Origin of the sequence: Streptomyces silvisoli (assembly GCF_029269905.1) — a bacterium.
Lineage (GTDB): Bacteria > Actinomycetota > Actinomycetes > Streptomycetales > Streptomycetaceae > Streptantibioticus_A > Streptantibioticus_A silvisoli_A.
On record NZ_JARJBC010000006.1, the window covers coordinates 207,482 to 233,354 of the forward strand.

At 72.3% G+C, this 25,873-nt stretch carries 22 protein-coding genes; 8 read left to right on the forward strand and 14 right to left on the reverse strand.

What is annotated here, in order from left to right:
- Positions 1 to 57: 57 nt before the first annotated feature.
- On the reverse strand, positions 58 to 1,329 hold the full coding sequence (locus P3G67_RS12620) for a sensor histidine kinase (protein WP_276093529.1): 1,272 nt from the start codon (positions 1,327 to 1,329) through the stop codon (positions 58 to 60).
- 6 nt (positions 1,330 to 1,335) lie between these two features.
- The gene (locus P3G67_RS12625) at positions 1,336 to 1,989 is read right to left on the reverse strand and encodes a response regulator transcription factor (RefSeq protein ID WP_255930808.1); all 654 of its coding nucleotides are present in this window, start codon (positions 1,987 to 1,989) and stop codon (positions 1,336 to 1,338) included.
- Between the two features lie 296 nt (positions 1,990 to 2,285).
- Here P3G67_RS12625 and P3G67_RS12630 point away from each other — a divergent pair, with 296 nt between their 5' ends.
- On the forward strand, positions 2,286 to 2,459 hold the full coding sequence (locus P3G67_RS12630) for a hypothetical protein (RefSeq protein WP_269856571.1): 174 nt from the start codon (positions 2,286 to 2,288) through the stop codon (positions 2,457 to 2,459).
- A gap of 127 nt (positions 2,460 to 2,586) precedes the next feature.
- On the opposite strand, the gene P3G67_RS12635 is transcribed toward P3G67_RS12630, so the two are convergent.
- Together P3G67_RS12635 and P3G67_RS12640 are read right to left on the reverse strand one after the other, a co-directional pair.
- Entirely contained in the window at positions 2,587 to 3,405 is an 819-nt protein-coding gene (locus tag P3G67_RS12635) for an inositol monophosphatase family protein (protein ID WP_276093530.1), read from the reverse strand.
- Positions 3,406 to 3,419: 14 nt separating this feature from the next.
- The gene (locus tag P3G67_RS12640) at positions 3,420 to 4,535 is read right to left on the reverse strand and encodes a ferrochelatase (protein ID WP_269856573.1); all 1,116 of its coding nucleotides are present in this window, start codon (positions 4,533 to 4,535) and stop codon (positions 3,420 to 3,422) included.
- A gap of 155 nt (positions 4,536 to 4,690) precedes the next feature.
- Here P3G67_RS12640 and P3G67_RS12645 point away from each other — a divergent pair, with 155 nt between their 5' ends.
- Positions 4,691 to 5,935, forward strand: coding sequence for an MFS transporter (locus P3G67_RS12645; RefSeq protein WP_276093531.1), 1,245 nt, complete (start codon positions 4,691 to 4,693; stop codon positions 5,933 to 5,935).
- Complete coding sequence (locus P3G67_RS12650) at positions 5,889 to 7,214, forward strand: D-arabinono-1,4-lactone oxidase (protein ID WP_276093532.1); 1,326 nt, start codon at positions 5,889 to 5,891, stop codon at positions 7,212 to 7,214. The genes P3G67_RS12645 and P3G67_RS12650 overlap by 47 nt, the downstream gene beginning before the upstream one ends.
- 19 nt (positions 7,215 to 7,233) lie before the next feature.
- Here P3G67_RS12650 and P3G67_RS12655 read toward each other — a convergent pair whose 3' ends face one another.
- The gene (locus tag P3G67_RS12655; RefSeq protein WP_276093533.1) at positions 7,234 to 8,142 is read right to left on the reverse strand and encodes a hypothetical protein; all 909 of its coding nucleotides are present in this window, start codon (positions 8,140 to 8,142) and stop codon (positions 7,234 to 7,236) included.
- A 473-nt stretch (positions 8,143 to 8,615) separates the two neighbouring features.
- Between P3G67_RS12655 and sepH the strand changes: the two genes are divergently transcribed.
- A complete protein-coding gene (sepH, locus tag P3G67_RS12660; protein ID WP_276093534.1) occupies positions 8,616 to 9,713 on the forward strand; it encodes a septation protein SepH in 1,098 nt (365 codons plus the stop codon).
- Between the two features lie 73 nt (positions 9,714 to 9,786).
- Here sepH and P3G67_RS12665 read toward each other — a convergent pair whose 3' ends face one another.
- The gene (locus P3G67_RS12665; protein ID WP_276093535.1) at positions 9,787 to 10,602 is read right to left on the reverse strand and encodes a sulfurtransferase; all 816 of its coding nucleotides are present in this window, start codon (positions 10,600 to 10,602) and stop codon (positions 9,787 to 9,789) included.
- A 237-nt stretch (positions 10,603 to 10,839) separates the two neighbouring features.
- Here P3G67_RS12665 and P3G67_RS12670 point away from each other — a divergent pair, with 237 nt between their 5' ends.
- A complete protein-coding gene (locus P3G67_RS12670) occupies positions 10,840 to 11,619 on the forward strand; it encodes a VOC family protein (protein ID WP_276093536.1) in 780 nt (259 codons plus the stop codon).
- Positions 11,620 to 11,672: 53 nt separating this feature from the next.
- Here the strand turns inward: P3G67_RS12670 and P3G67_RS12675 are convergent, their stop codons facing one another.
- From P3G67_RS12675 to P3G67_RS12690, 4 genes are all read right to left on the reverse strand, one after another.
- Positions 11,673 to 12,323 (reverse strand): thymidine kinase, encoded by a 651-nt coding sequence (locus P3G67_RS12675; RefSeq protein ID WP_276093537.1) that lies wholly within the window; start codon positions 12,321 to 12,323, stop codon positions 11,673 to 11,675.
- Positions 12,324 to 12,437: 114 nt separating this feature from the next.
- Positions 12,438 to 13,637, reverse strand: coding sequence for an alkaline phosphatase family protein (locus P3G67_RS12680; protein WP_276093538.1), 1,200 nt, complete (start codon positions 13,635 to 13,637; stop codon positions 12,438 to 12,440).
- Positions 13,637 to 14,230, reverse strand: coding sequence for a DUF5998 family protein (locus P3G67_RS12685; RefSeq protein WP_269856582.1), 594 nt, complete (start codon positions 14,228 to 14,230; stop codon positions 13,637 to 13,639). The genes P3G67_RS12680 and P3G67_RS12685 overlap by 1 nt, the downstream gene beginning before the upstream one ends.
- A gap of 28 nt (positions 14,231 to 14,258) precedes the next feature.
- Positions 14,259 to 17,006: a bifunctional acetate--CoA ligase family protein/GNAT family N-acetyltransferase gene (locus P3G67_RS12690; RefSeq protein ID WP_276093539.1), complete on the reverse strand. Its 2,748-nt coding sequence runs from the start codon at positions 17,004 to 17,006 to the stop codon at positions 14,259 to 14,261.
- A gap of 141 nt (positions 17,007 to 17,147) precedes the next feature.
- Between P3G67_RS12690 and P3G67_RS12695 the strand changes: the two genes are divergently transcribed.
- Entirely contained in the window at positions 17,148 to 17,429 is a 282-nt protein-coding gene (locus tag P3G67_RS12695; protein WP_269856584.1) for an HPr family phosphocarrier protein, read from the forward strand.
- Between the two features lie 126 nt (positions 17,430 to 17,555).
- On the opposite strand, the gene P3G67_RS12700 is transcribed toward P3G67_RS12695, so the two are convergent.
- The 3 genes from P3G67_RS12700 to P3G67_RS12710 form a co-directional block, all read right to left on the reverse strand.
- On the reverse strand, positions 17,556 to 18,257 hold the full coding sequence (locus tag P3G67_RS12700; protein ID WP_276093540.1) for a GntR family transcriptional regulator: 702 nt from the start codon (positions 18,255 to 18,257) through the stop codon (positions 17,556 to 17,558).
- Positions 18,258 to 18,365: 108 nt separating this feature from the next.
- Entirely contained in the window at positions 18,366 to 19,757 is a 1,392-nt protein-coding gene (locus P3G67_RS12705) for a M16 family metallopeptidase (RefSeq protein WP_276093541.1), read from the reverse strand.
- The gene (locus P3G67_RS12710) at positions 19,754 to 21,124 is read right to left on the reverse strand and encodes a M16 family metallopeptidase (protein ID WP_276093542.1); all 1,371 of its coding nucleotides are present in this window, start codon (positions 21,122 to 21,124) and stop codon (positions 19,754 to 19,756) included. Before P3G67_RS12710 ends, P3G67_RS12705 begins: the two co-directional genes overlap by 4 nt.
- Before the next feature lie 205 nt (positions 21,125 to 21,329).
- Here P3G67_RS12710 and P3G67_RS12715 point away from each other — a divergent pair, with 205 nt between their 5' ends.
- Together P3G67_RS12715 and P3G67_RS12720 are read left to right on the forward strand one after the other, a co-directional pair.
- Positions 21,330 to 23,834 carry a DNA gyrase/topoisomerase IV subunit A gene (locus tag P3G67_RS12715; protein ID WP_276093543.1) on the forward strand — a complete coding sequence of 835 codons (2,505 nt, stop codon included), beginning with the start codon at positions 21,330 to 21,332 and terminating at the stop codon, positions 23,832 to 23,834.
- Positions 23,835 to 23,882: 48 nt separating this feature from the next.
- Positions 23,883 to 24,794 (forward strand): sucrase ferredoxin, encoded by a 912-nt coding sequence (locus P3G67_RS12720; RefSeq protein ID WP_276093544.1) that lies wholly within the window; start codon positions 23,883 to 23,885, stop codon positions 24,792 to 24,794.
- Between the two features lie 25 nt (positions 24,795 to 24,819).
- Here the strand turns inward: P3G67_RS12720 and P3G67_RS12725 are convergent, their stop codons facing one another.
- Positions 24,820 to 25,872 (reverse strand): ABC transporter substrate-binding protein, encoded by a 1,053-nt coding sequence (locus tag P3G67_RS12725; protein ID WP_276093545.1) that lies wholly within the window; start codon positions 25,870 to 25,872, stop codon positions 24,820 to 24,822.
- Between the last annotated feature and the right edge of the window lies 1 nt (position 25,873).

Consider the following 25,873-nt stretch of genomic DNA (forward strand, 5'->3'; position numbering starts at 1 on the left):
CCCGGGCGCGCCGCACACTATCGCCCGATCGGGTTACCCCGCTGGTCACGTCGCAGGTCACAGCGGGATGGCGACCCGCATCACCAGGCCGCCTCCGTCCCGGGGCGTGGCGGTGATCGAGCCGCCGTGCGCCCGGGCCACCGACCGGACGATCGACAGGCCGAGCCCGACGCCCTTGTCGCTGTGAGTGCGCTCGGTACGCAGCCTGCGGAACGGCTCGAAGATGTTGTCCAGCTCGTACGCCGGGACCACCGGGCCGGTGTTGGCGACGGTCAGCACGGCCTGGCCGTCCTCGGTGGCCGTGTTGACCTCCACCCAGCCGTCCGGAGCGTTGTAGCGCACCGCGTTCTGCACCAGGTTGAGCGCGATCCGCTCCAGCAGCACCCCGCTGCCCCGCACCACCGCGGGCCGGAGGTTCTCGCCGCGCAGCTCCACGCCCTTGGCGACGGCCTCGGCGCGGGTCTGGTCGAGCGCCTGGGTGGCCACCTCGGCGAGATCGACCGGTTTGCGCTCCACCACCTCGTTGTCGCTGCGGGCGAGCAGCAAGAGCCCCTCGACCAGCTGCTCGCTGCGCAGATTGGTGGCCAGCAGCGTCTTGCCCAGCTGCTGCAGGTCGGGCGAGGCGTTGGGGTCGGCGAGCTGCACCTCCAGCAGGGTGCGGTTGATCGCCAGCGGCGTGCGCAGCTCATGGGAGGCGTTGGAGACGAAGCGGCGTTGCGACTCGAAGGAGCGCCCCAGCCGGTCGAGCATGTCGTCGAAGGTGTCGGCCAGCTCCTTCAGCTCGTCGTCCGGGCCGTCCATCTCGATCCGCCGGGACAGGTCGGAGCCGGCCACCGCCCGGGCGGTGCGCATGATCCGGCCCAGCGGCGCCAGCACCCGTCCGGCCATCACATAGCCGAAGGCGAACGCGACCACCGTCAGGCCGAGCAGCGCCAGCAGCGAGCGGCGCAGCAGGTCGCTCAGCGCGTGCTCGCGCTGCGCCCGCATGCACTGGTCGAGGGCGTCGTTGAAGTTCGACGTGGTCAGGCTGGGATCGGACAGCCCGGGACAGGTGTTGCTGGTGATCTGCACCTTGCCGCTGTACAGCCGGAACGGCGCCTCGTCACCGGAGTGCATGGCCTGCGCGGCGAGCAGGTAGATGATCAGCAGCAGCAGTACACCGGCGATCAGGAACATGCCGCCGTACAGCACGGTCAGCCTTATCCGGATCGTCGGCCGCAGCCAGGGGCCGGTGGCCTCCGCGGGGCGCGGGTCCCACGTCGGCTTCGGCGGGGTCTTGGGCGGCGGTCCGGACACCGGGGACGAGGAGGGGGAGGACGAGACGGCCATGGCGGATCAGATCCGGTATCCCGAGCCGGGCACCGTCACGATGACGGCGGGCTCGCCGAGCTTGCGACGCAGCGTCATCACCGTCACGCGCACCACGTTGGTGAACGGGTCGGTGTTCTCGTCCCACGCCTTCTCCAGCAGCTGCTCGGCGGAGACCACCGACCCCTCGCTGCGCAGGAGCACCTCAAGCACCGCGAACTCCTTGGGCGCCAGATGCACCTCCTTGCCGTCCCGGAAGACCTCGCGGCGGTTCGGGTCCAGCTTGATCCCGGCCCGCTCCAGCACCGGGGGCAGCGGCACGCTGGTGCGCCGGCCCAGGGCACGCACCCGGGCGGTCAGCTCGCTGAACGCGAACGGCTTGGGCAGGTAGTCGTCGGCGCCCAGTTCCAGGCCCTCGACCCGGTCGCTGACGTCGCCCGCGGCGGTCAGCATGAGTACCCGGGTGGGCAGCCCGAGGCCGACCAGCTTGCGGCACACCTCGTCGCCGTGCACCACGGGAAGGTCGCGGTCGAGGACCACCACGTCGTAGTCGTTGACCCCGATGCGCTCCAGGGCGGCAGCGCCGTCGTAGACGACATCGACGGCCATGGCCTCCCGGCGCAGGCCGGTGGCCACGGCATCGGCGAGCAGCTGCTCGTCCTCGACGACGAGTACGCGCACGAGGCAGGTTCCTTCCACGAAAACAGACTGGGTGTCCCTACATCCTGCCTTGGATGCCCATAAAACACCGGTAAGCGGCCGTGCGGGAGTACGGGAGTACGTCCGGCGGAGGGCGGCGGCGAGGCCGTCGGCAAACTTCTCCGGCATAAGGAGGTTTCCGTTCCGCCGGGGCAGGGGAAGACGACTGCAACCCCGCGGTCACGACCCACACCTCGCGCGTATCCGTGCGCGTTCACAGTGATCGCCCAGAGCAGACACACCACCTTGTGCCACCGACGACAACGAGGGGGCGCCTCATGGACGCATTCACCACCGGAATCATGCAACGCATACGGAATGCCGAGTCCGACCTGCACCGTGCCCTGGAGACCGGAGACGAGTTCCTGGCCGAGGTGGAGCAGGCCGAGCTTGACGACCTGCACCGCCTCGCCGCCGAGCACGGTGTCGTGGTCTCTCGCAAGGTCGCCTGATTCCGCCAGGTGAAGGCGCGGCTTCGCGCTCTTTTTTATTTCGGGACCGAATCACTGACGTGTACCGCGCCCCGGACGCCTCATCGAGGCGTCCGGGGCGCGGGCGCATCCGGGCCGTCGGCGCGGCTCAGTCGTGCCAGGCGCCCAGTTCGTCCAGCAGCCCCTGGAGCGGCTCGAACAGACCGGCGGGCGCGGCCACCGTCAGCTCGGTGGACGCCGGCTGGCCCGGCCTGCCCCCGGTGAGCGCTCCGGCCTCCCGGGCGAACAGCTCACCCGCCGCGTAGTCCCAGGCGTTCAGCCCCCGCTCGTAGTAGCCGTCCAGCCGACCGCAGCCAAGGTCGCACAGGTCGATCGCCGCCGAGCCACCGCGGCGGATGTCCCGGACCCGGGGCAGCAGTGCGCGCACCACCTCGGCCTGGGCGGCCCGCCGCTCGGTGAGGTAGCCGAAACCGGTGCCGATCAGCGCCTGCTCGAACGCGGGGGCGGTACGGCAGCGCACCGCCGCACCGTTGACGTGCGCGCCGCCGCCCAGCACCGCGTGGTACGTCTCCCGGCGCATCGGCGCCGCCACCACGCCGACGACGGTCCGCCCGTCGCGCTGCGCCGCGATGCTCACCGCCCAGGAGGGCAGCCCGTAAAGGTAGTTGACGGTGCCGTCCAGCGGGTCGATGACCCACCGCACCCCGCTGCTGCCCTGGACACTGGCGCCCTCCTCCCCCAACAGGCCGTCGTCCGGGCGCCGTTCGGCGATCAGCCCGGTGATCAGCTTCTCCGCGGCGATGTCCATCTCGGTCACCACGTCGATCGGACTGGTCTTGGTGGCGGCCACCGCCAGGTCACCGGGCCTGCCGTCGCGCAGCAGCGCACCGGCGCGCTCCGCGGCGTCCAGCGCGATCTCCAGGAGTTCACGGTCCAGGTCTTCCACAGTGGTCCTCTCGTACGGCATCGGGCTCGGCGGTCTCAGTCGAGGCCCGCGGCGGCCGGGCGCGGGCCGCGGGCCGGGCAGCAGCCGATCGGGCAGACGTCATGGCTCGGCCCCAACTCGCCCAGCGCGCAGCGCTGGACGCTCTCGCCGCGCTCCACGGCGGACCGCTCCAGCACCAGTTCGCGCACGGCGGCGGCGAACCGCGGGTCGGCGCCCACGGTCGCCGCACGGGCGACCGGCAACCCCAGTTCGGCGGCCTTGGCGGCGGCCTCGGTGTCGAGGTCGTACTTGACCTCCATGTGGTCGGAGACGAACCCGATCGGAACCATCACCACCGCGGGCGCCCCGGCGGCGTGTTCGGCCTCCAGGTGGTCGCAGACGTCCGGCTCCAGCCACGGGATGTGCGGGGCGCCGCTGCGCGACTGGTAGACGAGCCGCCAGGGCCGCTCGACGCCGGTCGCCTCGCGTACCGCGTCGGCGATCACCCTCGCGGTGTCCAGGTGCTCGGCGACGTAGGCGCCGCCGTCGCCGTGTGCCTCGACGGGGCCGGAGGTGTCGGCGGCGGCGGTCGGGATCGAGTGGGTGGTGAACGCCAGGTGCGCGCCGGACCGTACGTCCTCGGGCAGTTCGGCGAGAGCGCGGAGCACCGCGTCGATCATCGGCCGTACGAAACCGGGGTGGTTGAAGTAGTGCCGCAGCTTGTCCACCCGCGGCAGCTCGCGGCCCTCGGCGGCCAGTGTGGCGAGCGCGTCGGCGAGGTTCTCGCGGTACTGGCGGCAGCCGGAGTACGAGGCGTAGGCACTGGTGGCCAGCACCAGGACGCGGCGGTGTCCGTCGTCCACCATGGTGCGCAGAGTGTCGGTCAGATAGGGCGCCCAGTTGCGGTTGCCCCAGTAGACCGGAAGGTCCAGGCCGTGCTCGGCGAAGTCCTTGCGCAGCGCCTGCAGCAGTTCGCGGTTCTGCGCGTTGATCGGGCTGACCCCGCCGAAGAGGTAGTAGTGCCGCCCGACCTCCTTCAGCCGCTCGCGCGGGATGCCGCGCCCGGCGGTGACGTTCTCCAGGAACGGCACCACGTCGTCGGGCCCCTCGGGGCCGCCGAAGGACAGCAGCAACAGGGCGTCGTAGGGAGTGGGGTCCAGCTGATCGGCCATGGCTCCGATCCTGCCATCCGCCACCGGCGGCCGAGACGCCAGGCGGGTGCCGATCGTGCCGGAAAACCCCTTGCGCCCCATCCATAAGCTGTATAAGCCATCTACCGCGTCTTGCCCCGTCCTTCCCTCAGCTGACTGAGCCGCCTGGAGCGCCCGTGCTCGCCCCCTACCGCGCGATATTCGCCGCCCCTGGCACCAAGGGGTTCTCGGCCGCCGGGTTCCTCGGCCGGATGCCGCTGTCCATGCTCGGCATCGGGATAGTGACGATGATCTCCCAGGTCAACGGGCGCTACGGGCTGGCGGGCGGGCTGTCGGCGACGCTCGCGCTGGCCGCCGCGGTCATCGGCCCGCAGATCTCCCGTCTGGTGGACCGCTACGGGCAGCGGACGGTGCTGCGGCCCGCCGCCACGGTGACCGTGGCCGCGGTGGCCGCACTGCTGGTGTGCGTACGGCTCGGGGCGCCGGACTGGGCGCTGTTCGTGTGCGTGACGGGGGCGGGCGCCACGCCGAGCCTGGGGTCGATGGTGCGGGCGCGCTGGGCGGCGATCCACCGCGACTCCTGCCGACTGCACGCCGCCTACTCGTTCGAGTCGGTGCTCGACGAGGTCTGCTTCATCTTCGGGCCGATCCTGTCCATCGGACTGAGCACCGCCTGGTTCCCCGAGGCCGGACCGCTGCTGGCCGCGGGCTTCCTGGCGGTCGGGGTCTGCTGGCTGACCGCCCAGCGGGGCACCGAGCCGGTGCCGCAGCCGGGTGAGCACCGTACGGGTGGCTCCGCGCTGCGGTCGGCCGGGCTCCAGGTGCTGGTGGTCACCTTCACCGCCACCGGCGCGATCTTCGGCGCGGTGGACGTGGTCACGGTGGCCTTCGCCCAGGAGCAGGGGCACAAGCCCGCGGCGAGCGTGGTGCTGGCGGTGTACGCGCTGGGCTCCTGCTGCGCCGGAGCCGTGTTCGGGCTGCTGCGCCCGAAGGGCAGCGCTTCGCGCCGCTTCCTTCTGGGGGTGTGCGCGATGGCCGTGAGTATGATCCCCCTCCAACTGGTCGGGAACCTGCCCGCCCTGGCCGTGGCGCTGTTCGTCGCCGGGCTGTCGATCGCCCCGACGATGGTCACCACCATGGCGCTGGTCGAGCAGTTGGTGCCGCGCGCGCAGCTGACCGAGGGCATGACCTGGACGAGCACCGGGCTCGCGGTCGGGGTGGCCCTCGGCTCCTCCGCCGCCGGGTCGGTCGTGGACGCGTCCGGCGCCGGGACGGGGTACGCGGTGCCAGCGGCCGCCGGGGCGCTGGCCGCGGCGGCGGCGTTCCTCGGGCACCGCCGGCTGCGTCCGGCGCCGGAGCGGGAGGGGCCGCAGCGTGACGAGTACGACGAGCACCACCAGCGAGACGACTACGTGGCGTAACTGGGCCGGAAATGTGACCGTGCGACCGCGCAGGATCGTTTCCCCCGCCTCTGTGGACGAACTGGCCGCCGCCGTGCGCCAGGCGGCCGAGGACGGACTGACGGCCAAGGCGGTGGGCACCGGGCACTCCTTCACCGCGGTCGCCGCCACCGACGGACTGCTGATCCGCCCGGACCGGCTGACCGCTGTGCGCGCGGTGGACCGCGCCGCGGGCACCGTCACCGTCGAAGCGGGCCTGCCGCTGCACCGGTTGAACCGGCTGCTGGACTCGGCCGGCCTGTCGCTGATCAACATGGGCGACATCCAGCAGCAGACCGTCGCCGGTGCGACCAGCACCGGAACCCATGGCACCGGGCGCGACTCGGCGTCGATCGCCGCCCAGGTCAAGGGACTTGAGCTGGTGCTGGCCGACGGCTCGGTACTGGACTGCTCGGCCAAGCGGAACCCGGAGGTGTTCGCCGCCGCCCGGGTCGGCCTCGGCGCGCTCGGCGTGGTCAGCGCGATCACGTTCGGCGTGGAACCGTCGTTCCTGCTCACCGCGCGCGAGGAACCCATGCCGTTCGACACGGTGTTGAGCACGTTTGACCAACTGGTGGCCGAGAACGAGCACTTCGAGTTCTACTGGTTCCCGCACACCGACAGTTGCAACACCAAGCGCAACAACCGCAGTCTGGGTCCGGCGGCCCCGCTGCACCCCGTACGCGGCTGGCTGGACGACGAGTTGCTGTCCAACGGGGTCTTCCAGGCGGTCTGCGCACTGGGCAAGGCCGTGCCGCCGGCCATTCCGGCCATCGCGAAGGTGTCCAGCCGCGCGCTGTCCGCGCGGACCTACACCGACGCCGCGTACAAGGTGTTCACCAGTCCGCGCCGGGTGCGGTTCATCGAGATGGAGTACGCCGTTCCGCGGGCGGCCGCCACCAGCGCGCTGCGCGAGCTGAAGACCATGGTCGAGCGCTCCGGGCTGCGGATCAGCTTCCCCGTGGAGGTGCGGGTGGCCCCGGCCGACGACATCACGCTGTCCACCGCCTCCGGGCGGGACACCGCCTATGTCGCGGTGCACATGTACCGGGGCAGCCGCCACCAGGAGTACTTCACGGCGGTGGAGCGGATCATGACCGCCCACCAGGGGCGCCCGCACTGGGGCAAGTTGCACTCCCGCGACGCGGAGTACCTCGCGCGGGTCTACCCGCGCTTCGGCGAGTTCCAGGCGCTACGGGACCGGCTGGACCCGCAGCGCCTGTTCGCCAACGACTACCTGCGCAGGGTGCTGGGCGAGTGACCGGCCGTCCGGTACCGGCTCACTGGGCGCCGGTACCGGAACCGCCCCGCGGGGAGGGCTGGGCGGCGCCCGGCTGGCCCGGACCGCCGCCCGCGCCCTGACCGCTGCCGCTGTCGCCGCCGTCCGAGCCGGTGCCGTGCGACGGGCCCGGCGAAGGCGCCTGCGACGGCGTGGTGTTGGGGCTGGCCGCGCCACCTCCCTGTGATGGTCCAGCGCTCGGCTGCTCCGACGGCGTGGAACCGCCCGTTGCGGTCGACGGGTCCTGCGACGGGGTCGTGCCGCCGCCGGTGCCGGACTCGCTGGAACCGCCGCTGGGCACCGTACTCGGCTGGTGGCCGGGGACGGTCGGCGCGTGGCGCGCGCCACCGGGGTTGACCGCCTGGCCGATCGAGGTGCGGGACAGCGGGCTGCCCGAGGCCAGTTCGATGGTGGTGAACACGGCCATGGCCAGGGCGAACACCACTCCGGCTGCCAGCAGCGAGCGGCGCCAGCCGCGCCAGCGGGTGCCGTGCAGGGTCGACTCGCTGTACGACTCGTCGTGCGGCAGCCGCGGCATCAGCAGCGCGGTGTCCGGCTCGGCCTTCGGCACCACGGCGGTCGGGTCGTTCGCCGCCGATCTGGCGTACGCGGGGAGCATTCTGGTGGCATCGTCCGCCGGGCCCGTGCGCCGGTTCTGCGTCCGGACCATCGGGGTGGTCGCGTCGCGCAGTTGTTCGCCGGTGCGGCGGAAGAGGTGCTGGAAGATCGCGCCGCCGGTGGTGGCGAGCACGCTGACCACGGCCGCGCCGAGGATCGTTCCGTAGACGCCCAGGAAGGACGCGAGATAGGCCGCCACCAGTGCGGCGGCGCCGCTACCGGCGACTTGGGTCAGGCTGAGATCGATGCGCTTCTTGTTCGGTTTCGTACCGTTTTCCGCCTTGACATCCATCCCCGTCCCTTGCTTGTCGGTCTCTTCCACCTTGCACACAGAAAGGACCGACAAGCAAAAGCGTCAGTTCCGGTTCTGAAGATTGTGTGAACATCGCCACGCGGAAAACCGGGCGCCCACCCGGAGCCCAGCCCAACTCCCCCCACTCCCCCGGAACATCGGCGGCGCGGTGCTGCACCGAAGTGGCCCGAATGGAGTACTGTTGCCAGCCCGTGCACCGGTTTCCCGTCCGGCTGCCCGGATCCTGCGGGAGGGGTCCCGAAGGTGCCGCCAGCCAGGCGCCGCCCAGCAGGACTGGCATTCGCGACAGTTTGTGACAGGGAGTGATGAAGCTCGTCACTTTCAGTTGCGAATAGGTAACCGTGCCATAACGGCGCGTTGGGGAAGGTGCCCGACACGCCGGGTAAGTCGGCAAGGTTGTGGCAGGCCGGAGCCGGGCAGGCCACACTCGTTCTTCGGGAGCAGCGACGCACGTGACGTCGGCAGGCACCACCCGGGAGGTCCCCATGCCCGATCTGCGTGTCGTGGCCGTGAGCAACGACGGCACACGACTGGTGCTCAAAGCTGCGGACAACACGGAGTACACCCTCCCCATCGACGAGCGGCTGCGCGCCGCCGTACGCAACGACAGAGCCCGCCTCGGACAGATCGAGATCGAGGTCGAGAGCCATCTGCGCCCGCGTGACATCCAGGCCCGCATACGAGCGGGCGCCTCCGCTGAGGAGGTGGCGCAGCTCGCCGGGATCCCCGTCGAACGCGTTCGGCGTTTCGAGGGACCGGTGCTGGCGGAGCGGGCGTTCATGGCCGAGCGGGCCCGCAAGACGCCGGTACGGCGGCAGGGCGAGAGCACCGGCCCGCAGTTGGGCGAGGCGGTGGCCGAACGGCTGCTGCTGCGCGGCGCGGAGAAGGACAGCGCCCAGTGGGACTCCTGGCGGCGGGACGACGGCACCTGGGAGGTGCTGCTGGTCTACCGGGTCGCGGGTGAACCGCACTCGGCCACCTGGACGTACGACCCGCCCCGGCGGCTCGTGCAGGCGGTGGACGACGAGGCGCGGGCGCTCATCGGCGAGACGGTGCCGGAGCAGCCGGAGCCGAGCTTCCCGTTCGTACCGCGGATCGCCCGGCTGCCCAGGGACCGTCCGCTGGACCGCGGCACGCCGCGCATCGACCGTGTGGACCGGGTCGAGCGCGCCGACCGCGCCGAGCAGTCCGAGGAGCGTCCCGAGGACGGCAAGGACTCGCTGACCAGCCTGCTGGAGGCGGTGCCGAGCTTCCGCGGCGACATGGTGGTCCCGCCCACCTCCACGAGCTCCGAGACGGCCTCGGCCACCGAGCCGGACGACGAGCCCGCGGAGGTGGAGGAGGCGCCGCCCGCCCCGGCGGCCAGCGCGGGCGCCGGCTCCGCCTACGCGGACGTGCTGATGCCGCGTTCGGTGGCCGGCCACCGCGAGCGGCTGGTCGGCACCACCGACCGCCAGGCGGAGGCGGACGGGGTACGGCCGGGTCGGCGGGCCACGGTGCCGAGTTGGGACGAGATCGTCTTCGGCAGCCGTCGTAAGAAGCAGGACTAGCGCGCCGGGGGCTGCCGGGTGCGCCCGGCAGCCCCCGGCGCGCCCCAAAGCGCCCCCCGGAGCCGCCCGGTCGCTACGGCGTCGCCCCCGTGGCGACCGGGCGGCTGCCGTCATGGCACCACTCGCTCCACGAACCCACGTACAGCGCGGCCGGAATGCCCGCCACCGCGAGCGCCAGCACCTGCTGGGCGGCCGAGACGCCCGAGCCGCAGTAGACGCCGACCTCGGTGCCCTGCCCAACACCGAGGGCGGCGAAGCGCTTTGCCAACTCCTCGGGCGAGCGGAACCGGCCGTCCTCGGCGATGTTCTCGGTCGTCGGAGCGCTCACCGCGCCCGGAATGTGCCCGGCCACCGGGTCGATCGGCTCGACCTCGCCGCGGTACCGCTCCGCCGCCCGGGCGTCGAGCAGCACCCCGGTGCGGGCCAGCGCCGCCGCGTCGTCGGCGGTCAGCAGCGGGGCCGCGCCCGGCCGGGCGGTGAAGTCGCCCTCGGCGGGCCGTGACTCGCCGGTCTCCAGCGGGCCGGTCCAGGCCGGCAGCCCGCCGTCCAGCACCCGTACGTCCCGGTGCCCCGCCCAGCGCAGCATCCACCAGGCGCGGGCCGCCGCCCAGCCCTGCCCGCCGTCGTAGACCACGACCTGCCGGTCGTCGCGGACCCCGGCACGGCGCATCGCCGTGGTGAAGACGTCGAGTTCCGGCAGCGGATGGCGGCCGTGCGCCCCGGGCGGCCCGGCGAGTTCGGCCTCGAGGTCGACGTAGCGGGCGCCGGGGATGTGTCCCGCCTCGTACTGCGGCTGACCGGGCGGGCCGCCGAGTTGGTAGCGCACATCGAGGATCGTCCGGTCCTGGAGGGCGCTGAGCAGCTCCGCCGCTGAGATGATGGCATCCATGCCGCCATTGTCCCCGCACCGGGTTCCGGGCGCCGGTACGGCCGTTGGCGGTTTCACCCCGGCATACCGATCGTCATGAGGCGGCAACGGTCGTGACACGGACAAGAGATGACCAACCGGGCACCCTCCTCGCGGCCCACCGTGGAAGCGGCGCGGTGGGGGCGCGCGACGGGCCCAGTGGTGACAGCATCATCTCTGGCTCGTCCCCCGCTAACCGTCGCGCGAGGAGAGAATCCGATGACCGAGGTATCGGCCCGGCGTCCCCAGGGCACGCCCTGCTGGGTCAGCCTGTTGGTGCGCAGCCTGCCGGTGACCGAGGAGTTCTACGGCAGGCTGTTCGGCTGGGAGTTCCAGCCCGGCCCCAAGCACTTCGGGCCGTATGTCCGGGCGCTACGGGAAGGCCGCCTCGTCGCCGGGATCGGCGAGGTCCCCAAGGGCCACGGCCTGCCCGTCGCCTGGACCACCTACCTGTGCTCGCAGGACGCGGACGCCACCTGCGAGCTGGTCCGCGACTGCGGTGGCACGGTGGCCGTGGGGCCGTTGGACGCCGACGACGAGGCGGGCCGGATGGCGATCGCCGCCGACCCGAGCGGAGCGGTGTTCGGGGTCTGGCAGCCCAACACCCACCTGGGGGTCGGGGTGGTGGGCGAGCCGGGGACGCTGGCGTGGAACGAGCTGCTCACCCGTGAGTCGGCCAACGTCGGCAAGTTCTACACCGCGGTCTTCGGCTACGAGACGCAGGCCGTGGTCTCCGCCGACCTGGACTATCTGACACTTCTGCTGGAGGGCCGCCCGGTGGCCGGGATCCACGGCGTCGGCCAGGCGGTGCCACGCGACCGCGGGCCGCACTGGATGACCTACTTCGCGGTGGCGGACACCGACGAGGCGGCGCGCCGCGTGGTGGAGTTGGGCGGGCGGGTGCTGCGCGGGCCGCACGACTCGGCGTACGGGCGGACGGCGACCGTGGAGGACCCGCAGGGCGCCCGGTTCTCCGTGGTCAGGACCACCGAGCCGTAGATCTCGTGTCGTGGGCTGCGGCAGTCGCACAACCGCCCGACAGGCTCCGGACCTCAGTGCTGTTCGACGGGCAGCACGTCCGGGGACAGCGCCGCCGCGCGAGCCGAGGCCGCCGTCATCCGGCGAATATGGTGACGGCGGCACAACACCTCGTAACCCACCTCGCCCCGCGACTGGTTGACGTCGCCCACCACGACCTGGGCGCCCTCGACGACCATCCGGCCGTCCACGGTGCGCGCGTTGTGGGTGGCCCGGGCGCCGCACCAGCACAGCGCCTCGACCTGGAGCACCTCGATCCGGTCGGCCAGCTCCACCAGGCGCTGGGATCCCGGGAAGAGGCGGGTGCGGAAGTCGGTGGCGATGCCGAAGGCGTAGACGTCCAGCTCCAAGTCGTCCACCACCCGGGCGAGTTGGTCGACCTGCTCGGGGGTGAAGAACTGCGCCTCGTCGGCTATCACGTAGTCGGCGCGACCGCCGCCGGACAGGTGGCCCACCACGTACCCGTAGAAGTCGAGGTCGTCCGTGGCCTCGACGGCCTTGGTGGACAGGCCGAGGCGGGAGGAGAGCACACCGGCGCCGGCACGGTCGCTGCGGGTGAAGATCAGCCCCTGGAGGCCGCGCGCCGAGCGGTTGTGCTCGATCTGCAGGGCGAGCGTGCTCTTGCCGCAGTCCATGGTCCCGCAGAAGTACACCAGTTCGGACATGGAGCAGCCATGGGCCTTTCGGAAAGAGGATGTCGACAGGGTGCCACGCGGCCCGGCGGCAGGAAGGGCACGGGAGCAAGGCCCCAGAACCCCCACGCCTCCGGCGGGAGGCGTCTAGCCGCGCACTTCGAGCAGCGGTACGAGCTGTTCCACCGGCGCGAGCGAGCCGTGCAGTCCGACCATGGAGGACTCGCCCGGCTCGTTGCGGGTGGCGACCACCGCGATGTCGTCCCGGGCCACCGCCACCACGTCGCCGATCCGGCCGTGCACCCGCTCGTCCACCCGTGGTCCGAACCACCCGGCGGCGATGGCCTGTTCGCGCGTGGCCACCCACATCCGGTCGCCCAGCACCTCGCTCCACACCGCGTGCACATCCGCGGCGGCGCCCGGCACCGCGTAGACATGACGGGCCCGCGCCTCGCCACCGAGCAGCTCGACGCCCGCGCCGAGCTCCCAGTCCTCGTCGAAGTCGATCCGCGACTCGGGGTCGAAGGGGATGTCGATCATCCCGTGGTCGGCGGTGACGTACAGCACGGAGCGCGGTGGGAGTTGCTCGGCGAGCCGCTGCGCCAGCCGGTCGACCATCATCAACTGGCCGCGCCAGGCATCGGAGTCGACACCGTGCCGGTGCCCCATGCCGTCGAGTTCGCTGTAGTACGTGTAGACCAGCGTGCGGTCGGCGGCGGCCAGCCGGTCGGCGGCCAGGTCCATCCGCTCCTCGCCGGTCAGCCGACCGTGAAACGTTCCGCCGGACAGCGCGATCTGGGTCAGCGGGGTGTGCTCGAAGGCCGGTGCGGACACCTGGCAGGTGGCCACCCCCGCGGCGTCGCTGAGCTGGAAGACCGTGGGGTACGGCTGCCACTTGTGCGGGTCGGTCCACGGCTGCCAGCGCAACTGGTTCATCAACTGGCGCTGCCCCGGTACGGCGACCGTGTACCCGGCCAGGCCGTGCGCGCCCGGGGGCAGCCCGGTGCCCACCGAGGCCAGCGAGGTGGCGGTGGTGGACGGGAAGCCCGCCGTGAGCGGGGTACCGGAGCCGCCCAGCGAACTGCCCAGCAGTGAGGTCAGGTAGGGCGCCTCGTCCGGGTGGGCCTTGAGCAGTTCCCAGCCCATGCCGTCCACCAGGAAGACGCACACCCGGTCGGCCGGCGTCAGGTCCAGGGCGGTGGCCGGAACGCCCGGCACCGACAGGCCGCGCGCCACCGCGGGCAGCAGGTCGGCCAGGGCCGCCGTCCCGTAACGGGGGGCGGGGGCGGTGCGGATGTCGAGCGGGGCGGGGTAACCGTGCTGCCCGGTCGCGGCAGGCTGCGCCATCAGCGCTGCGCCGTAGCGGAGGCGGTGGCTTCGGAGAGCGCCTGGGCGAAGGCGAGCGTCTGGCGCACCGCCTCCGGGCCGTCGCCCGCCTCGCTCACCCGCAGCGAGAGGTCGTCGGCGGTGGAGGAGCCGGTGAAGCCGTGGTCCGCGTCGCAGTTGGGGTCGCCGCAGGCGGCGGGCTCCAGGTCGATACGGCTGACGGCGCCCCACCCTATGGTGAGCACCACCTCGCGCGGCAGCGTGCCGGGAGTGTACGACTCGGGGTTGGCGACGACCCGGCTGACCACCACGGACGAGATCCGGCCTATCTTCACGGACTCGGTGGAGGTGGTGGCGTACGGGGAGGGCGAGGTGTCGTCCGCGCCCTGTTCGTCGGTGTGGCTGACCAGGAAGCGGGTGGGGGTGAGGACGAGGACGGTGATGTGTCGGCGCACCTCGTTGGCGTCGAATGTGGTCTCTTGGTTGACCAGGTACGCCACCACCGGTTCCCCGCCGACCGAGGCCTCCACGGCCTCCGCCACGAGCGCCGGGTAGTAGCCGCTGCGCTCGATCGCCGCGCGCAGCCCCTGAGTCGTCGTACCGGTCTTCGCCATGGGCACCATCTTAGTGTCGGCCGCACGCTCACAGAGACGACAGTGCACGCGGTCCCAGGTCGGTACGGGCCGGGGGGTGCGCCAGCCGTACGGTCGCGCCCAGGACGCTGACCCCGAGCCCGCGGGGGGCCACGACAACGGGTTCGAGGTGGACGGAGACCACCTCCGGCAGGTCGTCGACCAGCCGGGACACCCGCAGCAGCGTCTCCTCCAGGGCGGCGGTGTCGGCGGGCTCCGCGCCGCGCCAGCCGAACAGCATGGGCGCCGCCTTGATGGTGCGCACCAGTTGGGCGGCGTCCCGGTCGGTGACCGGCACCAGGTGGTGCGCGAGATCACCGAGCAGCTCGGATGCCGCGCCCGCGAGCCCGAAGGAGAGCACCGAGCCCGCGGCCGGGTCCACGGCGGCCCGCACCACGGTGTCGACCCCGCGTGGCGCCATGGACTGCACGACCGGCAGCACCTCGTCGGGCCTGCCCAGCTGCCGTGTCAACTCCTCGTAGGCACGCCGCAGTTCGCCCTCTCCCGCGAGGTCGAGCCGCACCCCGCCGAGGTCGGCGCGGTGCCGCAGGTGCGGGGCGGTGGCCTTGAGCGCCACCGGGAAGCCCAGCCGCCGGGCGGCGGCGACCGCGCTGTCGGCGTCGGGGGCTGCCAGCGCGGCCCGTACCTCGATCCCGTACCGGCCGAGCAGGGCGCGTCCGGCCGCGTCGTCCAGGGTGACGCCCCGGCCGCCCGCGGGCTCGGTGGCGTCCAGCAGCCGGTCGACGTCCGCCCTGGCCGCCGTCTCGTCGACGCCGTCCAGTTCCGGCACCCGGCCGGGGGTCGCGTCCTCCCTCCGCCAGCGCGCGTAGCGCACCGCCTCGGCCAGCGCCCGTACCGCCCGCTCGGCGGCCGGGTAGGCGGGGATCCGGGGCGCGCCGGACGCGCCCTCGGGGGCGGCCTCGCCAAGCCGGTCGGCGAGCCGGTCCAGGGCGAGCTGGACCACGGCCACCGGCTTGGCGGCGGCCCCGGCCGCGGTGCGCAGCGCCGCCGCCAGCGCCGGGTCGTCGGCCGAGTCGGGGTCACCGGCGTCCACCGCGCCGACCCGTGGGATCGCGGTGACCAGGACCGCGTCCACGTCGTCGTCGGCCAGCGCGGCGGCCAGCGCGGCATGGAAGTCCTGGGGCGCCGCCCCGGTGGTGAGGTCGCGCGGTGGCCTCGGGCGCAGTCCGGCGCTCAGGCAGGCGTCGTACGCGAGCAGGCCCAGCGACTCGGAGTTGCCGAGGATGGCGACGCGTTCACCGGCGGGCAGCGGCTGGTGCGCCAACAGCACCCCGGTGTCCAGGAGTTCGGTGACCGTGTCGACCCGGATGATCCCGGCCTGCCTCAGCAGCGCGGAGACGGTGGCGTCCGGGATGCGGGTGACGGGCACGGTGTGGCCGGGCGGCAGCGCACCGGAGTGCCGGGCGCCCTTGACCACGACGACGGGTTTGACGGCGGCGGTGCGGCGCGCCAGCCGGGTGAACTTGCGTGGGTTGCCGATGGATTCCAGGTACATCAGCGCCACGTCGGTGTCGGGGTCGTCGTGCCAGTACTGGAGCAGGTCGTTTCCGGACACGTCGGCGCGGTTGCCCGCCGAGACGAAGGTCGAGATGCCGCCGAGTCCGGCGCCGCGCCGGTGCAGTCCGGACAGCAGGGAGATGCCGATGGCGCCGGACTGGGTGAACAGCCCGAGCCGCCCGGCGGCGGGTGCCTCGGGTGACAGCGACGCGTTGAGCCGCACCCCGGGAGCGGTGTTGATCAGTCCGAAAGCGTTCGGTCCGATGACCCGCATCCCGTAGGACCTGGCCTGGCGGACCAGGGCGCGCTGTCGCTCCCGCCCCTGCGGGCCGGACTCGGCGTAGCCGTTGGCGATCACGAGCAGGCCCTGCACGCCGTGCACCCCGCAGTCCGCCACGGCTTCCGGCACCGCCTCGGCGGGCACCGCGAGGACCGCCAGGTCCACCGGCTGGCCGATGGCGGCCACCGAGCGGTACCCGGGAACGCCTTCCGGCTCCAGCATGTCCATGCCCTGCGGGAAATTGCGGTTGACCGCGTACAGGCGGCCGGTGAAGCCCGCGGCGAGCAGGTTGCGCAGCAGGCCGCGGCCGACCCCGCCCTCGGCCCGCCCGGCGCCGACCACGGCGACCGCGCGGGGGGCCAGCAGCCGCTGCACGGAGCGGGCCTCGGCGCGCTGCTCGCGGGCGCGCATCACGGCGACCGAGGCCTCGGTGGGCTCCAGGTCGAGTTCGAGGCGGACCACGCCGTCGGTGAAGCTGCGTTGAGCGGTGTAGCCCACGTCCGTGAAGACTTTGATCATCTTCCGGTTGGCGGGCAGCACTTCGGCGTCGAAGCGGCGGATGCCGTTCTCCCGGGCGACGGCGGCGATGTGCTCCAGCAGTGCGGAGGCGACGCCCCGGCCCTGATGGGCGTCCTGGACCAGGAACGCGACCTCCGCCACGCCGTCGTCCAGCCGGTCGTAGCGGACGGTGGCGATGAACTCGCCGCCCACGGTGGCCGCCAGGCCCACCCGGTCGACGTAGTCGTGGTGGGTGAAGCGGTGCACGTCCCGGTCGGAAAGCCGGGGGTAGGGAGCGAAGAAGCGGTAGTACTTCGACTCGTCGGACACCTGCTCGTAGAAGCTGACCAGCCGCTGCGCGTCGTCGGGCGTGATGGGCCGGACGTGGGCGATCCCCCCGTCGCGCAGCACCACGTCCGCCTCCCAGTGGACGGGGTAGGCCGGGGTGCGCGAGGTCTCCATGGGCGCAAGAGTAGGCCGATCGGCCCGGTTCGGCGCTGCCGTGGGCGACGTTCGGCGCATGGCGTGCCGGGGAGGCGTCCGGCACCCGCGCGGTCATGGTTAACTGGTCTAGACAACCGGAGTCATCAGAAGGGTTGAACCATGGCTGAGCGCCGCGTCAACGTCGGTTGGGCCGAGGGCCTGCACGCCCGCCCCGCGTCGATCTTCGTCCGCGCCGCGACCGCCGCCGGCGTGCCGATCACGATCGCCAAGGCCGACGGCACCCCGGTCAACGCCGCCTCCATGCTCGCCGTGCTCGGGCTGGGCGCGCAGGGCGGCGAGGAGATCGTGCTGGCCTCCGACGCCGAGGGCGCGGAGGAGGCGCTCGACCGGCTGTCCAAGCTGGTCGCCGAGGGCCTGGACGAGCTGCCGGAAACCGTCTGAGACCTTTCCGCGCCCAACGCGCGGCACGGCGGTGCCGGGTATCGGTTCAGATATCTGGCACCGCCATTCGCATATCCGCGGAAAAATGGCCGGGCAATTCCCTGCGAGTTGTATACGGCACGCCTGTTAAATGCGGTCGCGTCTGGTGTTTACGGCATGTTTCAACCGGTGCGCGGCGGTCGCCCTGGCGACGTGCGCGGCGGCCAGCTCGCGCGCCCGTACCGCGTCGCGCCGCGCCACCGCGTCGGTGATCGCCGCGTGCTCCTCCCAGGCGCCGGGGGCCCGCCCGGCCTGCTCCACCGCGTACATCCAGGAGATCTTCCGCCGCAACTGGGTGAGCAGCGAAGCGAGTCCGGGACTGCCGGAGGCCTGGGCCAGCGTCTCGTGGAACCAGCCGTCCAACGCGGGCAGATCGGACAACTGCCCCTCCCTGCAACGCTCCTGCCCCAGCCGCACCAGCCCACTCAGCACGCGCAGTTGTTGCTGGGTGCGGCGTTGAGCGGCCCGCGCCGCCCCCAACGGCTCCAGCAGCGACCGCATTTCGAGCAGATCGCCCGCCTCCTGCTCGGTGGGCTCGGCGACGGTGGCGCCCGCATGCCTGCGGGTGCGCACGAACCCCTCGGACTCCAGGGTGCGCAGCGCCTCACGCACCGGCACCCGGGACACCCCGTACCGCTTGGCCAGCAACTCCTCGGTCAGCCGGCCGCCGGGAGCGAAGAATCCGCTGACGATGTCGTCCCGGATCGCGGAGCACACCGTGCGGGCGGAAATACGCCGCGCCGCTTCACCGGTGCCGTCCACTTCCGATCGCGTTTTGCCGGTCGCCATTCCCAAACTGTATTCCAAATCGGCGGCGATTCCGGCGGCCGGGATGAATTCGGCGCATTCTCGCGTATGGCCGTCCCGCGCGCCCCGGCGCGCGGGACGGCGGGGCCGCTAGCCGCGGACCACGGACACCGGGCCGATGCCCAACTCCCGTACCGGCTGCTCGATCACCGAGGCGTCACCGACCAGCACCACCACCATGCGGTCCGGCGCGAAGGCGTTGACCACGGCCGCCGTCGCCTCCACGGTTCCGGTGGCGGCCAGCCGCTCGTACAGCCGGGCCTGGAAGTCGTCCGGCAGGTACTGCTCGACCTGGTCCGCGAGGGTGTCGGCGACCGCGGCGGCGGTCTCGTACTTCAGCGGCGCGACACCGACCAGGTTCTGCACCGCCACGTCGCGTTCCTCGTCGGTCAGCCCGTCCTTGGCGAGGGTGCGCAGCACCTGCCAGGTGTCGGCGAGCGCCGGAGCCGTGACGTCGGTGGCGACCGAACCGCTGATCGCCAGCAGCGAGGCCCCCGAGCCGTCCGGCGCCGAGCGCAGTACCTGGCCGAAAGCCCGCACCCCGTAGGTGTAGCCCTTCTCCTCACGCAGCACCCGATCCAGCCGCGAGGTCAGCGTGCCGCCCAGGCAGTACGTGCCGAGCACCTGCGCGGGCCACGCCATGTCGTGCCGGTCGCCGCCGACGCGGCCGATGAGCACCTGGGTCTGCACCGCGCCCGGCCGGTCCACGACCACCACCCGGGCGGTGTCGTCCGCGCTGATCGGCGGCATCCGGCGGGGCGCCGCGGTGTCGCCGGTCCAGGCGCCGAGGGTCCGGGCCAGGACCGCGTCAAGATCGATTCCGGTCAGATCCCCGACGATGACGGCGGTCGCGGTGGCCGGGCGGACATGTGCCGAGTAGAAGGCGCGCACCGCCGCGGCGTCGATGTCGGCGACCGTCTCCTCGGTGCCCTGCCGCGGCCGGGACATCCGGGACTCGGCCGGGAACAGCTCGGCGGACAGCGCGACCGCCGCCCTGCGCGCCGGGTTGGCCATCTCGTGCGGGATCTCGTCCAGCCGGTTCTTGACCAGCCGGCTGACCTCGCCCTCCGGGAAGGCGGGCGCGCGCAGCGCGTCGGCCATCAGGCCGAGCGCCTTCTCCAGCCGGGAGGCGGGGACCTCGAGCTGCACCCGTACCCCGGGGTGGTCGGCGTGAGCGTCCAACGTGGCGCCGCAGCGCTCCAGTTCGGCCGCGAACTCCTCGGCGGTGAGGGTGTCGGTGCCCTCGGAGAACGCCCTGGACATGATGGTGGCGACGCCTTCGAGACCGGCGGGCTCGGCGTCCAGCGGTGCGTCCAGCAGCACCTCCACCGCGATGACCCGTTGGCCGGGCCGGTGGCAGTGCAGCACGGTCAGGCCGTTGGGCAGCGCGCCGCGCTCGGGGGCAGGGAAGGCCCACGGCTTGGCGGCGCCCGCCTGCGGCTGCGGGTGGAACGTCATGGCGGACTGCGTGGCGTTGCTCATCGGGCTTCCTCGCCGTCTTCCTCGACCGGGCCGACGGTCGGGCCCTCGGGTCCCTCCGGGGCGCCCTCGCGCCCGGTCGGTTCGTAGATCAGTACCGCCCGGTTGTCCGGCCGCAGCCGCGCCGCGGCCACCGCCCTGACCTCCTCGGGGGTCACCTCAAGTACCCGCTGGACAGCGGTCAGTGCCAGTTGCGGATCGCCGAACAGCACGGCGTAGCGGCACAGTTCGTCGGCGCGACCGCCGACCGTGGCCAGCCGGTCCAGCCATTCGCGCTCCAGTTGGGCCTGGGCGCGCTCCATCTCCTCCGGCGTCGGCCCCTGCTCGGCGAACCGGGCCAGTTCCTCGTCGACCGCGGCCTCGATGTCGGCCACCTCGGCGCCGCTGGACGCCTTCACGTCCAGCCAGCCCAGCGAGGGCGCGCCGGCCAGCCGCAGCAGGCCGAAGCCCGCGCCGACCGCGGTGCGGTCGTGCCGGACCAGGCGGTTGTGCAGCCGGGAGGACTCGCCGCCGCCGAGCACGGTCAGCGCGAGGTCGGCGGCGTCCGCCTCGCGGGTGCCGTCGTGCGGCAGACGGTAGGCGGCCATCAGGGCGCGGGACGGCACGTCCTCGTGGACCACCTCGCGCAGTTCCTCGCCCACCAGCTCGGGCAGCGAGCCGTCCCGCGGGGTGGGCTTGCCGTCGTGCGCGGGGATGGAGCCGAAGTACTTCTCGATCCAGCGCAGCGTCTGCTCCGGGTCGATGTCGCCGACGACCGCGAGGACCGCGTTGTTGGGCGCGTAGTAGGTGCGGAAGAACTGGCGGGCGTCCTCCAGCGAGGCCGCGTCCAGGTCCGCCATCGAGCCGATCGGCGTGTGGTGGTACGGGTGCCCCTCCGGGAACGCCATGGCCGTCAGCCGCTCGAACGCGGTGCCGTAGGGCACGTTGTCGTACCGCTGGCGGCGCTCGTTCTTGACCACGTCGCGCTGGTTGTCCAGGCTCTCCAGGTCGAGCGCGGTGAGCAGGCTGCCCATCCGGTCGGCCTCCAGCCACAGCGCCAGCTCCACCTGGTGGGCGGGCATGGTCTCGAAGTAGTTGGTGCGCTCGAAGCTGGTGGTGCCGTTGAGCGAGCCGCCCGCGCCCTGCACCAGCTCGAAGTGGCCGTTGCCCGGCACCTGCGCGGAGCCCTGGAACATCAAGTGCTCGAAGAGGTGGGCGAGTCCGGTGCGGCCCGCGACCTCGTGACGCGAGCCGACGTCGTACCAGAGGCAGATCGCGGCGACCGGTGTGAGGTGGTCCTCGGAGAGCACCACGCGCAGCCCGTTGGCCAGGCGGTGCTCCGTCGCTGTCAGGCCGCCGGATTGTGCCTCCGACGAGGCCATGTGAGCCATGCGCTAGCCGTCCTTCCGGTCGCGGTGTAGATCGTGCCCCACTCTAGGCAAGCGCACGGACAGGTCGCGAAGTTCCCGGGATTCCGCCCCAGGTGTCGTGGGGTGGCGGGACGATCGCGACGGGTCGTGGTCCGGGCTGTCAGTGGGGCGGTCCACAATGGACCCGACACAACCCGACCAGGTCCGCCCAAGGAGCAGCCGCGCGATGGCCCGCCGCAGCACGAAGACCACGCCTCCGGACGATTTCGAGGAGCGCATCCTCGACATCGACGTCGTCGACGAGATGCAGGGCTCCTACCTGGAGTACGCCTACTCGGTCATCTACTCACGAGCGCTGCCCGACGCCCGGGACGGGCTCAAGCCGGTGCAGCGCCGGATCATCTACCAGATGAACGAGATGGGCCTGCGCCCCGAGCGCGGGTACGTCAAGTGCGCCCGCGTCGTCGGCGAGGTGATGGGAAAGCTGCACCCGCACGGTGACGCCTCCATCTACGACGCGCTGGTCCGCATGGCGCAGGACTTCTCCATGCGGATGCCGATGGTCGACGGCCACGGCAACTTCGGCTCGCTGGGCAACGACGACCCGCCCGCCGCGATGCGGTACACCGAGTCGCGGATGGACCCGGCAGCGGTGCTGATGACCGAGTCCATCGATGAGGACACGGTCGACTTCGCGCCCAACTACGACGGGCAGGAGAAGGAGCCGGTCGCGCTGCCCGCCGCGTTTCCCAACCTGCTGGTCAACGGCGCCTCCGGGATCGCCGTCGGCATGGCCACCAACATGCCGCCGCACAACCTCGGCGAGGTGATCGCCGCCGCCCGCCATCTGATCAGGCACCCGAACGCGGATCTCGACACGCTGATGCGGTTCGTCCCGGGTCCCGACCTGCCCACCGGCGGCCGGGTCGTCGGCCTGTCCGGCATCCGCGACGCGTACGAGACCGGGCGCGGCACGTTCAAGATCCGCTCCACGGCCACGATCGAGAACGTCACGGCGCGCCGCAAGGGCATCGTCGTCACCGAACTCCCCTTCACCGTCGGCCCGGAGAAGGTGATCGCCAAGATCAAGGACCTGGTCGGCGCGAAGAAGCTGCAGGGCATCGCCGACGTCAAGGACCTCACCGACCGGCAGCACGGGCTGCGCCTGGTCATCGAGGTGAAGAACGGATTCAACCCGGAAGCGGTACTTGAGCAGCTCTACAAGTTGACGCCGATGGAGGACTCCTTCGGCATCAACAACGTGGCGCTGGTCGACGGCCAGCCGCTCACCCTGGGCCTGAAGGAACTGCTGGAGGTCTATGTCGACCACCGCTTCGACGTGGTGCGGCGGCGCAGCGAGTTCCGCCGCACCAAGCGGCGCGACCGGCTGCACCTGGTCGAGGGCCTGCTGGTCGCGCTGGTCGACATCGACGAGGTGATCCGGCTCATCCGCTCCAGCGAGAACTCCGCGGAGGCCAAGCAGCGCCTGATGGAGCGCTTCTCGCTGTCCGAGACGCAGACGCAGTACATCCTGGACACCCCGCTGCGCCGCCTGACCAAGTTCGACCGGCTGGAGCTGGAGGCCGAGCGCGACAGACTCACCAGCGAGATCGCGGAGTTGACCCGCATCCTGGAGTCGGACACGGAACTGCGCAAGCTGGTCTCCAACGAACTGGCCGCGGTCGCCAAGAAGTACGGCACTCCGCGGCGCACGGTGCTGGAGGAGTCGGCGGGCGCGCCGGTGTCGGCGATGCCGCTGGAGGTCTCCGACGACCCGTGCCGGGTGCTGCTGTCCGCCACCGGGCTGCTGGCGCGCACGGCCAACGGCGAGCCTGCGGCGGCCGAGGACCCGGCGGCGGCGCGCGGCGCCTCCGCTGGGGGCGGTGGCGGGCGACGGGAGGGCGGCAAGCGCGCCAAGCACGATGTGATCGTCTCCGCCGTGCCCGCCACGACCCGTGGCGACGTGGGCGTGGTGACCTCGGCCGGACGGCTGCTGAGGGTGGCCGTGGTCGACCTGCCGGCGCTGCCGGAGGGTTCCTCGACGCCCAACCTCGCGGGCGGGGCGGCCGTTTCGGAGTTCGTGTCACTGGCGGAGGACGAGCGGGTGCTGTGCCTGTCCACGCTGGACGAGTCCTCTCCCGGGCTGGCGCTCGGCACCGAGCAGGGCGTCGTCAAGCGGGTCGTGCCCGACTTCCCGGCGAACAAGGACGAGTTCGAGGTTATCGGCCTGAAGGAGGGCGACCGCGTGGTCGGCGCCGCCGAACTGCGCACCGGTGAGGAGGACCTGGTCTTCATCACCGACGACGCGCAGTTGCTGCGCTACCCGGCCGGCCAGGTGCGGCCGCAGGGCCGTCCGGCGGGCGGAATGGCGGGTGTCAAGCTGTCGGCGGGCGCGAAGGTGATCTCGTTCACCGCGGTGGATCCGGCCTCGGACGCGCTGGTGCTCACGGTGGCCCGCGCCGAGGGCACGCTGGACGGCGCCACCCAGACCACGATCAAGGTGACCCCGTTCGACCAGTATCCGCGCAAGGGCCGGGCCACCGGTGGCGTGCGCTGCCACCGGTTCCTGCGCGGGGAGGACGGCCTGGCGCTGGCGTGGGCGGGCCCGGCCCCGGCCCGGGCCTGCGCGGCGGACGGCTCGCCGGTGGACCTGCCCGAGCCGGATCCACGACGTGACGGCTCGGGCACGCCGGTGAACAAGCCGCTGGCGGCGGTCGCCGGTCCCGCGTAGCGGCGCCGCACCGGGCGGGGCGCGCCCCGTCCGGTTTAGGCTCACCATGTGATCACCTGTGCGACCGCCTCCCGGGAGCTGGCCGAGCCGTCCGAGGCGACGGCGGCCAGCGCCCGGACCTGGCTGCTGCTGGAGCAGCCGGGCCCCTGGGGCGCCAAGGCCCTCACCTCCAGCCATCTCGATCCCCGCACCGGCCGGGCGCTGGAGGCGGCCGCCGCCGGAACCGGCGTACGGCTGGGGCTGATCCGCAGGCCGGGACCGCACGCCGACCACCACCATCCGGAGCGCAGGCGGGTGTTCGCGGCCCACACGGTGCCCGGCGCCGGTTGGCTGCGCACCGCCGAGGTGGCCGACCCGGCGGAGCTGCTGGCGCTGGACTTCGCCCGGCTGGGCCGCGGTGACAGCTGTTTCGGCGTGCCCCACGAGGGCGAGCCGCTGGCCCTGGTGTGCACCAACGCCAAGCGGGACCGCTGCTGCGCCCTGCGCGGACGGCCGCTCGTGGCCGAACTGGTCGCCTCAGGGGTCGGCGAGGTGTGGGAGGCCACCCATCTCGGCGGCCATCGTTTCGCCCCGACGATGCTCGTGCTGCCGTACGGCTACGCCTACGCGCGGCTGGACGCGGCGCGCGCCAAGGGGATCGTGGAGGCGGCCCGCGAGGGCCGTATGGTGCTGGAGCACTGCCGTGGCCGCTCCGCCTTCGAACGGCCGGTCCAGGCGGCCGAGTTGGCGGTCCGGGCGCTGATCGGCGAGGACCGGGCCGAGGCGCTCACCGCCGCCACCGCCGAGGAGGTACCGGGCCGTTGGACGGTACGCGTCTCGCACACCGACGGCCGGGCGTGGCGCGCCCTGGTCGAGCAGGTGACCGTGACACCGCCGCGCCCGGAGAGCTGCGGCGCCGAGCCGGGCACCCCGGTGCGCATGGAGGTCCGCTCGGTCAGGGAGGAACTCCCGCCGCGCTGACGGGAGTTGCCCAAGGTCCCGGTACTCAACGCGCCTTGTTCACGAACTCGTTCGTGTAGGTCCTGGACAGGTCCACCGAGTGCCCCTTGACCGTGGGGTCCCACGCGGACAGCACGCTCAGCACGGTGCGCGGGCCGTCGGCGGGCATCAGCCCGTCGGGCGAGTACATGCCCTTCTCGTTCTCCAGCGCCTTGGTGTAGGTGGCCTTGCCGACGCCCGCGTAGTAGTCGGCGGGCATCTTGTCGGCGATCTGCGCCGCGCTGTGCGTGTTGATCCACTTCATCGTCTCGACGAAGGCGTTGACCAGCTTCTGCACCACGTCGGGGTTCTTCTGGATGTACGCGGTGGTCAGATACAGGCAGGACGCCGGATAGGTGCCGCCGAGCGCTGCCTTGGCACCGGCCGCCGTCCGCATGTCGACCAGCGGCTTGGCCAGGCCCTTCTGCTGCAGGATGGAGATCGTCGGCTCGGTGGTCATGCCCGCGTCGATCTGCTTGTTCTGCATGGCGGCCACGAACGTCGATCCGGCGCCCACCGCGACCGAGGTGGCGTCGGACGTCTTCAGGCCGTTCTTGGCCTCCAGGTACTGGGTGAGGAAGTTGGTCGAGCTGCCGAGCCCGGTGACGCCCAGCTTTTTCCCCCGGAAGTCCGCGGGCGAGTGCACCGAACCCGCCTCGTCGGTGCGCACCATCTCCACCTCGCCCGGCGCCTGGAGCAACTGCACCACGGACTCGGTGGACTTGCCCTTGGACTGCAGGTCGATGTTGTGGTCGTAGAAACCGACCACCGCGTCCTGCTGCCCGGCCAGCATGTCGGTCTCGGCGTCCACGCCGGCGGGTTCGTCGGACAGCACCGCGTTGATGCCCTGCGCCTTGAAGTAGCCCAGCTTCTGCGCCAGCATCACCGGCAGATAGATCTGCTTGTCCAGACCGCCCACCATGATCCGTACGGTGGAGCGGCCCGTCGCGTCCTTGGGCGCGGTCTTCGCGGAGCCGCCGCCACAGGCGGTCAGCGACAGGGCGAGCGCGGTACAACTCGCCACCAACAGCACGGACTTCTTGGCCTTGACCGGCTTCATC